This window comes from Dyella sp. Tek66A03 (assembly GCF_052567735.1).
On the sequence record NZ_CP199584.1, the window covers coordinates 3,742,327 to 3,755,149 of the forward strand.

Annotated in this window: 14 protein-coding genes; 5 read left to right on the forward strand and 9 right to left on the reverse strand. The window is 65.2% G+C overall.

The features are described 5' to 3' along the window. Positions 1 to 14: 14 nt before the first annotated feature. The 4 genes from ACT01B_RS16785 to ACT01B_RS16800 all read right to left on the reverse strand — a co-directional run bounded on the left by ACT01B_RS16785 (position 15) and on the right by ACT01B_RS16800 (position 3,471). A complete protein-coding gene (locus ACT01B_RS16785) occupies positions 15 to 695 on the reverse strand; it encodes a flagellar hook assembly protein FlgD (RefSeq protein WP_445144354.1) in 681 nt (226 codons plus the stop codon). A gap of 17 nt (positions 696 to 712) precedes the next feature. After that, positions 713 to 1,141, reverse strand: a complete 429-nt coding sequence (flgC, locus tag ACT01B_RS16790; RefSeq protein WP_445144355.1) for a flagellar basal body rod protein FlgC — start codon at positions 1,139 to 1,141, stop codon at positions 713 to 715. Continuing rightward, positions 1,141 to 1,539: a flagellar basal body rod protein FlgB gene (gene flgB, locus ACT01B_RS16795; protein WP_445144356.1), complete on the reverse strand. Its 399-nt coding sequence runs from the start codon at positions 1,537 to 1,539 to the stop codon at positions 1,141 to 1,143. Before flgB ends, flgC begins: the two co-directional genes overlap by 1 nt. A gap of 999 nt (positions 1,540 to 2,538) precedes the next feature. Continuing rightward, on the reverse strand, positions 2,539 to 3,471 hold the full coding sequence (locus ACT01B_RS16800) for a chemotaxis protein (RefSeq protein WP_445144357.1): 933 nt from the start codon (positions 3,469 to 3,471) through the stop codon (positions 2,539 to 2,541). Positions 3,472 to 3,640: 169 nt separating this feature from the next. Here ACT01B_RS16800 and ACT01B_RS16805 point away from each other — a divergent pair, with 169 nt between their 5' ends. The 5 genes from ACT01B_RS16805 (at position 3,641) to ACT01B_RS16825 (ending at position 7,822) form a co-directional block, all read left to right on the forward strand. After that, on the forward strand, positions 3,641 to 4,948 hold the full coding sequence (locus ACT01B_RS16805) for a methyl-accepting chemotaxis protein (protein WP_445144358.1): 1,308 nt from the start codon (positions 3,641 to 3,643) through the stop codon (positions 4,946 to 4,948). Beyond that, complete coding sequence (gene flgA, locus ACT01B_RS16810) at positions 4,945 to 5,634, forward strand: flagellar basal body P-ring formation chaperone FlgA (protein WP_445144359.1); 690 nt, start codon at positions 4,945 to 4,947, stop codon at positions 5,632 to 5,634. The genes ACT01B_RS16805 and flgA overlap by 4 nt, the downstream gene beginning before the upstream one ends. Before the next feature lie 67 nt (positions 5,635 to 5,701). Beyond that, complete coding sequence (gene flgM / locus ACT01B_RS16815) at positions 5,702 to 6,022, forward strand: flagellar biosynthesis anti-sigma factor FlgM (protein ID WP_445144360.1); 321 nt, start codon at positions 5,702 to 5,704, stop codon at positions 6,020 to 6,022. Further along, complete coding sequence (locus ACT01B_RS16820) at positions 6,019 to 6,465, forward strand: flagella synthesis protein FlgN (protein WP_445144361.1); 447 nt, start codon at positions 6,019 to 6,021, stop codon at positions 6,463 to 6,465. The genes flgM and ACT01B_RS16820 overlap by 4 nt, the downstream gene beginning before the upstream one ends. Positions 6,466 to 6,559: 94 nt before the next feature. After that, entirely contained in the window at positions 6,560 to 7,822 is a 1,263-nt protein-coding gene (locus ACT01B_RS16825) for an EAL and HDOD domain-containing protein (RefSeq protein WP_445144362.1), read from the forward strand. A gap of 149 nt (positions 7,823 to 7,971) precedes the next feature. On the opposite strand, the gene ACT01B_RS16830 is transcribed toward ACT01B_RS16825, so the two are convergent. The 5 genes from ACT01B_RS16830 to ACT01B_RS16850 form a co-directional block, all read right to left on the reverse strand. Next, positions 7,972 to 9,018, reverse strand: coding sequence for a TMEM43 family protein (locus ACT01B_RS16830; protein ID WP_445144363.1), 1,047 nt, complete (start codon positions 9,016 to 9,018; stop codon positions 7,972 to 7,974). Between the two features lie 8 nt (positions 9,019 to 9,026). Further along, the gene (locus ACT01B_RS16835) at positions 9,027 to 9,869 is read right to left on the reverse strand and encodes an MBL fold metallo-hydrolase (RefSeq protein ID WP_445144364.1); all 843 of its coding nucleotides are present in this window, start codon (positions 9,867 to 9,869) and stop codon (positions 9,027 to 9,029) included. Continuing rightward, complete coding sequence (gene ggt / locus ACT01B_RS16840; RefSeq protein ID WP_445144365.1) at positions 9,869 to 11,599, reverse strand: gamma-glutamyltransferase; 1,731 nt, start codon at positions 11,597 to 11,599, stop codon at positions 9,869 to 9,871. The genes ACT01B_RS16835 and ggt overlap by 1 nt, the downstream gene beginning before the upstream one ends. Further along, positions 11,596 to 11,856 carry a YfhL family 4Fe-4S dicluster ferredoxin gene (locus ACT01B_RS16845; protein ID WP_266184004.1) on the reverse strand — a complete coding sequence of 87 codons (261 nt, stop codon included), beginning with the start codon at positions 11,854 to 11,856 and terminating at the stop codon, positions 11,596 to 11,598. Before ACT01B_RS16845 ends, ggt begins: the two co-directional genes overlap by 4 nt. 298 nt (positions 11,857 to 12,154) lie before the next feature. Then, the gene (locus ACT01B_RS16850) at positions 12,155 to 12,655 is read right to left on the reverse strand and encodes a hypothetical protein (RefSeq protein ID WP_445144366.1); all 501 of its coding nucleotides are present in this window, start codon (positions 12,653 to 12,655) and stop codon (positions 12,155 to 12,157) included. Positions 12,656 to 12,823 lie beyond the last annotated feature (168 nt).

Here is a 12,823-nt window from a genome sequence, read left to right on the forward strand (position 1 = left end):
GGATGCATGAAGCGTCAGAGAATCTGCGCGACCTGGCTGAGCGCCACGCCGCCCACGCCAGCGACCTGCAGATACGTACCCACCGTGCTGCCACCGAAGCCCACGCCGGTGACCGTGCCGGCCACGTACGTATCGAGATTCGCCGCGCCGCTGGTTGCCGCCAGCGTGTAGCTGCCATCGGCCACGGTGTTGCCGTTGTTGTCCTTGCCGTCCCAGGCGAACTGCGCGAGCCCCGCGCTCTGATTACCCAAGGGCATCGTGCGTACGACGTTGCCGCTGCTGTCGAGCACGTTCACGGTGACGTTGCCCGTACTCGTCACGTTCACGGCGCCGCCTACACTGTGGGTACCGTCGAAGCTCATCGTGCTGGAGGGCACCAGGACCGATCGATTCAGCAGGTTGGACGAACTCAGCACCTGCGTGGTCTGCATGCCCGCGCTGACCTTGCTGCTGAAGCCCTGCAGATCGGTGTCCAGCTGCTGCGTCGCGGAGAGCTGGCTGAACTGCGCCATCTGCGAGACGAACTGCGAGTTGTCCACCGGCTTGGTGGGGTCCTGCGCCTGCAGCTGGGCCGTCATCAGCTTGAGGAAGTCGGCCTGCGTCATCGTGTTGGACAGCGCCGTGCTCGCACTCGAAGTGCTGCTGGAAGCCGTGCTGCCGGTATTGGTCGTGCTGTTGCTGGGAATCGTGCTCATGGATAGCTCCTCCCGGCTCACTTGCCGAGGTCGAGGGTCTTGATCATCAACTGCTTGGTGGTGTTCATCGCCTCGACGTTGTTCTGGTACGAGCGCGAGGCGGAAATCATGTTGACCAGCTCATCGATGGGATTGACGTTGCTGCCGTACACATAGCCGTCGGCATCCGACATGGGATTGCCCGGCTCGTAACGCGCCTGCACGTCGGCCTGGCTCTCGCTCAAACCTTTCACCTGCACGCCGACCGCGCTGTCGCTATCCGCGCTTTTGGCGCTGCCAAGCGAACGCTGTACCGCCGCAAACAGGGGTTCCTTGGCGTGATACGCGCCTTCGGGCGTGCTCGATACGCTATCGGCGTTGGCGAGGTTGCTGGCTACGGTATTGAGGCGCAGCGACTGCGCCGCCATGCCCGAGCCGGCCACATCGAAGATCTTGAACATCGACATCACTGGCCTCCGGTAATGGCGGTGCGCAGCATGTGAATCTGCGCGGTGATGAAAGAAAGACTGGCCTGGTAATGCACGCCATTGGCGGCAAAGTTGGCCTGCTCGACCTGGCTGTCGACGGTGTTGCCGTCCATCGTCGGCTGGCTGGGCGTGCGCCAGGCGAGCTGGTCGGCAGACTGCGCCGAGGGATCGATCTGCCCCTGCTGGGTGATCGTCATCGGCAAGCTGTTGCCGTTGGCACTCGCGCTGGACAACGCCTTCTTGAAGTCGATGTCACGGGCGAGATAACCAGGCGTGTCCGCATTGGCCAGATTGCTCGCCAGCACTTCGCTGCGGCGCTGCCACAGATCGAGTGCCTGGGTGTGCACACCAAACAAGTTGTCGTTGATCGCAGTCATCGCTCACTCCTGCGGCTAGGGCCGCGGGAGGGTTTGAGCAATTTGCGTGCCACCACTTTTGAGATGCTTCGCAGGCCGCACCGCTGTTGGGTTTCAGCCGCTACGGGCGGTCTGGATTTGGGTGGCTGTTTGGCACTACGTCGGAAATCCGACGCGGGTGATAGCGGGTTCCCGTCGCTGGCACCCTGCTCCCTCTCCCCAGAGGGGAGAGGGCTGGGGGAGGGGCGGGTGCTCGCGGGAACGGTGACTTTGTCGTTGGTTTTGTCGCTGGTTTAGCGTTGCCGCGACCTAGTTCGCCTGCGGCGGGCTTCCGACCGTCTGCCGACGGCCGGGTCACTTTCTCTTGCTTGCCCAAGAGAAAGTAACCAAAGAGAAGGGCACCCCCGCTTGGCGCTTGCCGAGCTGTTAGCTCGGCAAGTCCGTGAGGGTCGGCCGGGCTTTTCGACAGGGCTCCTGCCCTGACGAAAAGGGATCGACATCCATGTCGATCCCCCTGCGGGCCTGATCGTCCGACCCTCACCGCCGCACAGGGGGCCCGAAGGTCAAAAGCCAAACCCGAGGGCTCGAGCAGCGCGGTGCGCTGCTCATCGCTCTTGGCTGTTCGCTCTGCTCTTGGGTTTTGCTTTTCTGCTGGTCGGGCCCCTATGGCGCGGCGGGTGGGTGGAGGAAAAGCCCGTAGGGTGGCTTGCATGGATGCAAGCCAGTTTGTCGTCAGGGCAGGAGGCCCTGTCGACAAACCTCCGTAACCCACCCGCGTACCTGGAGGGCGTTAGCCCGGAAGGCGCGCCATCGGGGTGGCCTCTCTTTTGGTTACGTTTCTCTGGCCAAACAGAGAAAAGTAACCCGGCCTCCGGCAGGAGGACGGAAGCCCGCGGCAGGCGAGCCAGGTCGCGGAGGTGCTCGCACCGGGCGACAAAAACCAACCACACAATCAGCGCGACCGCGAGCACCCGCCCCTCACCCCAACCCTCTCCCCTTCGGGGAGAGGGAGGAAGAAAGTCAAAACCGGTCGAAGGTTTCCGGCATCAGATCCAGCACCGCCTGCGCCAACACATCCGGCTGAAACTTCGCCACGAAACGGTCCGCATTCACCTCGCGCACCATCGACTCATTGAACAGGCCACTGATCGAGCTGTGCAGCACCACCTTGAGCGGACGCAGCGCCGGCGTCTCGCGAATCGCACGCGTCAGGGCATAGCCATCCATGCGCGGCATTTCGATATCGGATACCACCAGGGTAACGCCCTCACCTTCCGGCGCATCGGCCAGCTCCTGCAGACGTTCCAGCGCTTCGCGGCCGTCCTGCGCCACCACGCATTCCACGTCCATCTGACGGAACAGGCCTACCAGCTGCTGGCGCGCCACCAGGGAATCGTCCACCACCATCACGCGGCGCGGTTGCAGGTCATGCACGCGGGCCATGCGTTGCATCGGTGCGGAAAGCTCGGTGGGCGTTGCGTTGAGGCTGGCCAGTACATGCTCCACGTCGACCACGGCGACCAGCGCACCGTCGACCCGCGTCACCGCGTTGACGCGGGTACCGAAGCCTAGGGCGGGTGCCGGCGCCGCCAGCGACTCACCCTCGCAATGCACCAGCCGCTGCATGTCGGCGACCAGAAAACCCTGAATCGAGCGACTGAACTCGGTCACCATCAGGTGCGCCGACGAGTCTTCGCGCAGCGACGGGTAACCCAGCGCCCGCGCCAGGTCGATCACCGGGATGGTCTGGCCGCGATAGTCGCAGCTGCCGGCTACCAGCGCGTGCGCGTCGGGCATGCGTTCCATCGGCACGCGCCGCATCACCTCGCGTACCTTGAATACGTTGATGCCGAACAACTGCGCATCGCCCAGCCGGAACAACAGCATCGCCACGCGGTTGTGCCCGGCCAGCCGGGTCTGTTGCTCCACCTTATCCATCCACGCGCCGCTCATGCGGACTCCTCGCAAAGCGGCCTTGCCGCAGGGTACCGCTGGCGTATCGGCCGCGGGCATGCTGGCTTGAGCTGGGGCACCCACTTCCTATGGCACGTCGCTTGCTTCTCAAGTTCGGACGTTACCCGCCGATGCGGGGACGAACCCTGCAGGAAGGAATGATCCACCCATGAGTCTGATCTGGAGCCAGCATCTTGCCGAGCTTGCCCGCGCCGCCGCCGCGGGCGACCAGGCGCAGGTGGCGCAACTGTCGCGCCGTCATCCGGGTGCCGCGCAAGCGTTGGCACCGCTGCTGACGGCCATGTTTAGCTCGCGCCCGCCCGCCGCCGTGGCGTTGCAGACGCTGGAGCAGCAAGGCCTGGTGCTCGGCGCTGCGCAGCAGCTGGCGCGCGAGCAAGGGGCGATGGACCAGTCCGCCCAGGAGAGCAGGGATGGCGTCGGCCGATTGACGGACGGCAGCGCCGGGATCTCGACATCACTGCAACAGATCAATACCGGCCTCGACTACGCCCGCCAGACCGGCGAAGCCAGCGAGCGCAGCGTCAGCGAACTGGATGGCCAGCTGCGCCTGCTGCGCACGGCGCTGTCGGCCATGAATCGCAACCAGAGCAAGCTGGCCGAACAGGTCGCCCAGATCCGCAAGCTGACCGGCGTGGTGCAGGAGATCGCGCACCAGACCAACCTGGTGGCGTTGAATGCGGCGATCGAAGCGGCGCGTGCCGGTGAAGCGGGCCGTGGCTTCGCCGTGGTCGCCGACGAAGTGAAGCAACTGGCCGAGAAGACATCCCTGGCGACTGACGAAATCGAGCAGGTCACCGGCTCCATCGGCGAGTTCTCGCTGCAGCTGGACGGCGACGTGCAGCAAGGCTTGCAGCGCCTCGAGCGCGCGCAGGGCGGCGTCACCCAGACCGAGGCCTCGCTGCAGGACAGCGGCGAAGCGCTGCGCCAGGTCAACGAGCGCATCGCCACCATGCACAAGAACCAGGATACCCAGCACGCGCGTGCGGTTGCCGCCCAGGCTGCCTTGGGCGCCTGGCATCGCCGCGCCGCCGAGGCCAAGCGCCAGGCGGAGGCGCTCAGCCGCGCCGCCCTGCTCGCCCATCGGCTCGCCCTGGACTGGCTGGAAACCGAAAGCGGTGTCGATCCGGCCAGCCTCAGCCTGACCGTGCGCGAAGCGGCGCAGGGGCTGCGCCAGGCCATGGAGCTGGCACTGCAAGAACCGGCCGCACTGGATCGCCGCTGGTTCGACACGCAGGCGTTGAGCCGCACCCTGCAACGCCTGGCCGCTGGCCGCGACGGCCACCCGGCCGCCAGCGCACTTACCGCTGCCGGCGCTCGTCTGCGCGAACATGGCAATACGTTCGCTACCTTGCTGTGTGATGGCCAGCTCGACCAGGCCAGCCAGGTAGTGCAGCACATCGAAAGCGAACGCGAGCTCATGCTGGCCCAGCTCAACGTGTTGCTGGCTGACCTATGAGGTTACGCCCGCTGGTCGCACTGTTGCTGTGCGCCCTGACGCTGCCCGCCATCGCCGCGGAGCCGGCGCAGGCCGCGCGCGCCAAGGCCGAACAGTGGCTGCGCGACCAGTACGCGGCCGCGGGAGTCCGTGTGCTGGCGCAGGCCGCAACGCTCGATCCGCATCTGAGTCTTGCCCCCTGCACGGCGCCGTTGAGCGCCGGGCTGCAGGAAGGCACGCGCCTCGGACCACGCATGAGCGTCGTCGTCCGCTGCCTGGAACCCGCTGGCTGGACCCTGCGCGTCCCGGTCCAGCTGCAGGTGTTCCGGCAGGTGCTCGTGGTCACCCGTCCGCTGCAGCGCGGCGACGGCGTCCACCCCGACGACGTGCGCAGCGAGGAGCGCGACATCACCCGCCTGGGCTATGGCTATGTGAGCGAGATGGGCGAGGTCGAAGGCCGTTCCCTGTCGCGGGCGCTGGGCGCCGGCAGCGTGCTCACGCCGGGCGCCCTGGGCGGCCGCAGTGCGGTGCGGGCCGGCGACCAGGTGCAGCTCGTGTCGCGGCTGAACGGTATCGAGGTGCGCGCCAGCGGCGTTGCCCTGGGCGGAGGCGACAGCGGCTCCCGCCTGCGCGTACGCAATGGCAGCTCCGGTAAGGTGGTGGACGCGATGGTGACGGCGCCAGGACAGGTACTCGCGCTACCTTGATTAAAGTTTGCGGCCACCCGGCCGATCCTGTGATCAACAGGGCCAAAACCGCATAGAGAACGGACCCATGAACACGACCATAGCCAACAACGGTCTACCCAAGCTCCCGCAGGCACCCAGCGGCCAGGGCAGCGCGTCCACGCAGACGACCGGTTCGACGTCCAGCGAGGCAGCCAGCACCACGTCGGGTGCCGACGATCGGGTTCAGCTGACCGATTCGGCCCGTGCCCTGCAGGAAGCCTCGCGCACCAGCCAGGGCGCCACGGTCGACACCAAGAAGGTTGAGCAAGTGCGTCAGGCGCTGGCCAACGGTACCTATCGCATCGACGCCAGCCGCATCGCCGACCGCATGATGACGCTGGACAGCCAGCTCAACGGTAAGTCATGAACAGCGCACTGCAAGCCGAACTGGACCACGCCTTGACGGCCACGGTCGAGGAAATGCGGCTGGCAGTGGAGCAACTGGCGGATGCGCTGCAGACCGAGCGGACCGCCCTGGCAACGGCGGATGTCGAGGCGCTGAACCAGGCCGGCGCCAGCAAGCACGACCTGATGGTGCGACTCGAACAGTTCGACAGCGAGCGCGTGCAGCTCAGCCAGAGCGCCCCTGCAGCCAGCCATGCGCTGGCGCCGTTATGGCAGCAGGTGCTGCAGTCGCTGCGCGCATGCCAGCAACTCAACCAGCGCAACGGTTATCTGGTGGGCCTGCGTCTGCAGCAGGTGCGCAAGGCGCTGGCGGTACTGACCGGCAACGATACCGAGCCCAGCGTATACAGCCGTGGCGGCGAGCTGCATACCAGCTTGCGCTCGCAGACCCTCGCCGAGGCTTGAGAACCATGTTGCGCGCCATCGTTTGCAGGCAGCGCCTCCGTACGCACGCGGCGTATGCCGCAATCCCCCTCCACTGCCATCACGTCGACCGACCATGAGCGAAGCCGCGGCACTCCCCTCCGCCCACGAAGCCTCAGGTGCAGCTGCCAGCGAACATCCGCTGCCAGTGATCCGGCTGCCGATGCTGGACGCCAAGCGCGAACTGTTCGCGTACGAGATCGTGTTCCAGAACGATGACGAGGACGAAGCCGCGCTGATGCGGCGCGCCCTCGCCACTATTACCGACGGCGCACTCGCACGACTGGTGCGCGGCAACCGCACCTTTCTTCGGCTCACGCGCGACCTCCTGATGGAGGACACCGATGTGCTGCAACACCAGCCGCGCTTCGGCGTGCTGGTGGAGCCCGAGACTGCTGGCGATGCTGCCTTGGTCGAACGTCTGCAACGCATGGCGCAGCGCGGCTGTCCGCTGATGCTCGATGCGGGCGACACCGCGCTGGAGTTCAACGCCGCGGTCGAACCGCTGTTGAAATTCGTGCAGTTCGTGCGCCTGGATGCAAGCAAGCTCGATTCGGCCACGCTGCGTTCGCGCAGCGAGTACCTGCACGCACGCGGCACCCACGTCATTGCCGGTCACGTAGACGACCACGACACCTATCACCTGTGCGAAGAACTACCCCTACAGGCGATCCAGGGCCGCTTCCTGCTCAAACCCGAGCCAGTCGAAGTACCGGTGCTGACCGCCAGCCGCCTCAGCTTGCTACGCCTGATGAAGGCGCTGGAAGAAGGCAATCCGGGGCCGGTCGAACTCGGCCAGATCGTGCGCGACGACGCCATCCTCAGTTACAAGCTGCTGGGCTGCGTGAACTCGGCGTACTTCGCCCTGCCGCGTCAGCTCAAGTCGGTGCAGCAGGCGGCGATCTTCTTCGGCGCCACGCGCATCCGCAACTGGATCTACACCATGGCGCTCAGCGGCACCGGCGACCGTCCGCCTGAGTTGCTGCGTGCCGCGCTGATTCGCGCGCATATGTGCGAGAAGCTGGCCCAGCACATGCCCAACGAACAGCGTGAAATGGCCTTCACCGCTGGCCTGTTCTCGCTGCTCGACACGCTGATGGCAGCCCCGATGGACTTCGTGCTGTGGCATCTGCCGCTGGCACGCGAAATCAGCAGTGCGCTGCTCGAGGGCAAGGGGCCGTTCGCGCCGTTGCTGGAGCAGATCTATGCCTGGGAAGCCGGCAATCTACGCAGCGGCGATACGCAGCCGCAGGTGATCCGCCGCATGGCCGCGATCTACCTTGAAGCCACCCAGTGGGCCGATCACGTCTACGCGTTCGCGGACCAGCGGCCGAATTGATCTGGTGCTCTGCTCCCTCTCCCCTTTGGGGAGAGGGCCGGGGTGAGGGGTCAATCTTGCGACACGGCAGCTTCGAAGCAGGCTCTTTTGCGAGCCTACCGCGAGCACCCGCCCCTCACCTCAATCCTCTCCCCGCAGGGGAGAGGAAGCTAAAGCGTCGTCGCTCGAATGCGCCATACAGCAAGCCCCAAGCCCACCAGCGCAACCGCAAACCACACGCCGCCAACAACAACGTCCGTGCCCAACCACAGCACGCATGCCACGGCAGCAACCACCAGAGCCCCGGCACCACCGGCCAGCACCAGGTCGAGCCGCGTCCTGCGGCTTTCGGGCATCAGCAGCCATACGCCCAACATGCCTAGCAGCAAGGCGGCGAGACGGCGCGCCGTGACGAAGGACGGCGAGTCGGGCACGTCCGGTGCGACATCGGCCAGCGTGCGATCGCCGACCTGCAGTTCGTAGCCTTTGCCATCGAGAGCGTGCGCAGCCGGCACCAGTTCATCGCCGTCCACCTGCGCGAAGATCGTGACCTCTTGCGCCGGCACGGTTTCCCAGCTCACGCGCAAGTCACCCAGGCGCGGCTGCTCCGGGTGGGCACTCGTCACCAGGTGACCGTCGACCAGCGAAAAACTGGCGGCAAGGTTCGACGGCAGCGATTTGAGATCCGGCGGCAACGGGTCCCCACCCGGCAACGCATGCAACAGCGTCGGCGAAAGGGCGTAACCACCTACCCGCACCAGGCCCGCATCGAATTGCTTGCCGCGAATGGGGAAACTTTCCGGATTGACATGCCCCGAAGGCTGCGCGAAACGGTGGGAATCCAGTGGGCGATCGACCCAATCCAACTCGTAGTGGACGTCGGAACCCACGCGCACTTCGCGCCATTGGAACATCTCCACATGGCGAATCAGCACCGGTGTCTGGGCACGCTGGCCGAATTCAGGATCGTACGGCGCCTCGATCACCCGCACCGGCCCGGCCACGCGCACCATATAGCCATGCTGGCCGGCCTGCGGCGGCCCGCCTCCGCCTAGGTCGAGGATCTCTCCACCGTGCCGGGCCGAGGCGTGCTGACGATCGAGCAGGCTATGCTCAGTCATCGCGACCAACCCGATACCCCCCAACAACAGCAGTGCGCCCAGCGCGCGTCGCATCCATTCCTGCATATCGGCTCCGCCCCCCTGCGGTGTGTTCATAGGTGTCCCTACCCTCGCAATTCGCGCTGTTCGTCAGCGCTACCGTAGCGGCCACGCTCGTCGCGTACCACGCGGGCTACGGCGCAATCATGATCGTGGGTAAAGAACAACCGCACGTCACGCGCCAGCTTGTCTTCCAGGAAGACCCGCTTCTCGTCGATCAACTTTTCCGGCCAGCGGTCATAGCCCATGGTGATGGGCAAGTGCACCCAGAAGCGACCCGGAATCAGATCCGCGCAAAACACCACGCCGCCGACTTCGGACAGCATTAGTCCAGGCGTATGACCGTCGGAATAGCTGAAGCGCACCGCGGACCCAAGCGCTTTCGAAAACTCGCCCTCGACCAGCTCGAGCCGTCCGCTCGCTTCCAGCAACGGCTGCAGTTCGGGCACGAACGAGGCACGATCGCGCGGATGCGGCTTCAGCGCGCGGCGCCAGTGTTCGGCGCCCACGACAAAGGTTGCGTTGGGGAACAACAGGCGCGCCGACTGCCCTTCCTGCCATGCGGCGAGCAAGCCGCCGGCGTGGTCGAAATGCAAATGGGAGAGCACCACGACGTCGATATCTTCGTGCGCCAACCCGGCCTCGGCCAGCGAATCGAGCAGTACGTGACGCTCTTCCACCACGCCGTAGCGTTCGCGCAGCGCGGGCTCGAAGAAAGCCCCGATGCCGGCCTCGAACAATACGTTGCGGCCGTCCAGATCCTTCACCAGCAAGCAGCGGCAAGCCAGTGGAATGCGGTTTTCCGCATCCGGCACAATCCAGCGCGACCACAGCGCCTTCGGCGCATTACCGAACATGGCGCCGCCATCCAGCTGCTGCGAATTGCCGATGAGCGACCACAGCTGCATTACTGCACCTTGCCCAGACCCGACTCGCGGCGAGGATCGCTGGCGGCATCGAGCTTGTTGGTTTTTAGATTCCAGGTGACCACGTTCATGAAGCCCCAGGGATTGCGCTCCTTCAGCGTATGCCCCATCTGCGTCAGCGTAGCGGCCGTGGCCGGGTCGAACGCGCCCTGCTCCACGTCCACCCGATCGGGCATGTACTGATGGTGGAAGCGCTTCTGCGCCACGATGCCCGCCGCATCCTTGCCGTCAACAAACGCCAGGATGCCTTCCAGCACCTGGGTGATGATGGTCGAACCGCCCGGCGAGCCGATCACGGCCACGCGATCGGCACCGAATACGATGCTCGGCGTCATCGAGGACAACATGCGCTTGCCCGGCGCCGGTGCATTCGCGGCGCTACCAAGCAGGCCGTACACATTCGGCTTGTTCGGCACCAGGGCAAAGTCGTCCATCTCATCGTTCAGCAACACGCCGGTGCCTTGCGCCACGAAGGTGGAACCGAGCACGTAGTTCACCGTCAAGGTGATCGAGGCGATATTGCCGTCCGCATCTATGACCGAGAAATGCGTGGTGTGCATGCCCGGATCGACGCCCGTGCTGGCGAGCAGCATGGACGAAGGCGTCGCCCGGTCCAGCAGGATGGTCTGGCGCAGACCCGCCGCGTAGTAAGGCGACAGCAGCATGTCCAGCGGCATCTTCACGAAGTCCGGATCGCCCAGGTAGTCGTTATGATCACGGAACGCGCGACGCATGGCTTCGATGACCAGGTGCGTACGATGCGCCTGGTCGAGCTTGCTCAGATCGAAGCCGGACAGGATGTTGAGGATCTGCGCCACGGCCACGCCACCCGATGACGCCGGCGGCGCGGTGACCACGCGATAGCCGTGGTAGTCCACGGTGATCGGCGTGCGCTCCTTCACCTGATAGCTTTCCAGGTCCTTCGCAGTCCACTTGCCACCCGCGGCACGCACGGCGTCGACCAGCTTCTTCGCTGTCTCGCCGCGATAGAAACCGTCCGCACCGTGCTCACCGAGCAATTCGAGCGTGCGCGCCTGATCCGGATCGCGCCACACCTGCCCAACGGCCGGCGGCTTGTCGCCCGGAAGGAACTTCGCTACTGACGCCGGCCAGCGGCGGATATCCTTTTCGCGTTCCGCAATCGAGTTGACCAGACGCCCGTCCGGCTCAAAACCATCGCGCGCGGTGCGAATGGCAGGCGCCAGCGAATCCTTCAACGGCAGCTTGCCGTAATGGGCGGCAAGCCACACCAGACCCGCCGGCTCGCCCGGAATGCCGGCGGATAGCGGACCGTTGAGCGCGCTATCGCGGTTGGGCGTGCCGTCCTTGTTGAGGTAATCCTTGCTGTCCACCGCCAGCGGCGCGGTTTCGCGCGCGTCGATGAAGACCTCGTGTCCGTCCGAAGCACGATGCAGTACCGCCATGAAGCCGCCACCGATGCCGGAACTTTCGGGTTCCACCACCGAGAGCGTGGACGCCACCGCGATAGCGGCGTCGAAGGCATTGCCGCCCTTGGCCAACACTTCGAGACCGGCTTCAGTGGCATGGGAGTTCGCGCTGGCAATGCCGGCATGACCGGGGCGCTGTGCAAGGACTTGCGAAGGCGGTGCCGCAACGGGGGCAACGGACGGACGACTATCGGCGGCATACGCGACGCTTGCGGAAAGCAGCAGTGCAAACAGGGTCACGCGCCCATTCAACAAAAACTTCATGCCTGGTCCTTTGCCGCCATCAGATGTTGGTATTTGAGGTCGAGCTGCGCGTGCGTCTCGGTGTGCTCGGGATCGATGATGATGCACTCGACCGGGCAGACCTCCACGCATTGCGGTTGGTCGTAGTGCCCGATGCATTCGGTGCACAGCGACGGTTCGATCACGTAGAACTCTTCGCCCAACGAGATGGCTTTATTTGGGCAAACCGGTTCACAGACGTCGCAATTGACGCAGGTATCGAGGATTTTCAGGGACATGGGTACGAGTTTACACGGTAGAGAAAAGCCCTGCGGCATACCCCCGTGATCCGCCCTGGCCCGCCGCGACTGTAGGAGCGCACCCTGTGCCCGATCACGGCGTCACCGCTACGTAGGTTTTTCACTCGGGCCATCCTTGGCCCTCGCCCTGCGGGCAGCATGCGCTGTGCAAACCGGCAGTCCTGCCGGTTTGTCGCGCACAGGGTGCGCTCCTACAACGGCGAGGGTTTCCCTCACGGAAAAAGAAAGGCCCGCGGCACTCTCGCACCGCGGGCCCGATTCACTTGGCAGACGTGGCTTACATCGCCACGAAGCGCACGGTGGCGCCGGTCGGCTGCAGGGTCGCATTAACGCGATCCTCATCGGTCTTGTCACCGATGAACAGGATGATCACGTCCTTGAACGAACCCGGCTTGGCGTCCTTGAAGGCTTCGATCAGCAGGTCGGCGGTCTTGGTCGAGCTCGGGCCGGCAAAAACCAGCATGTTGCCCGGCAGTACGCCGCGAGCCACGGTGTCCTGCACCTGCTCGAGCTGACGCTGGTACTTGGCCTTGTCGTCATCGCTGTCGCCAGCCGGCACCAGGTACGGGAACGGACGGTCGGCCGTCATGCCCTGCATGTTCTTCTGCACGATCTGGCCGAGGTAGGCTCCCCATGCCTTGGTGTCGTTCGGGTCGGTCGGCTTGGCGGCGGCCTGGACCTGCTCGGTCGGCTGCGCAGCCTCTTCTTTCTGGCTGCAGGCCGTGATGGACAGGGTGCCGGCAAGCGCGGCGGCGGCGAGGAAAACATACTTGTACATGGTGGTCACCTTGGATGGCGGAATCGGGCGCTTTGATCCGTTGGATGACGGGACCATCCAGCCGCCATTTCGGCGGCACCGTGAAACCGGGAGAACGTGTTGCCAGCCGGAGTAAACCCCTTGCCATGCACCGTATCGCGCCCCGGGTTCGCGGCGAGTGACTGTCCT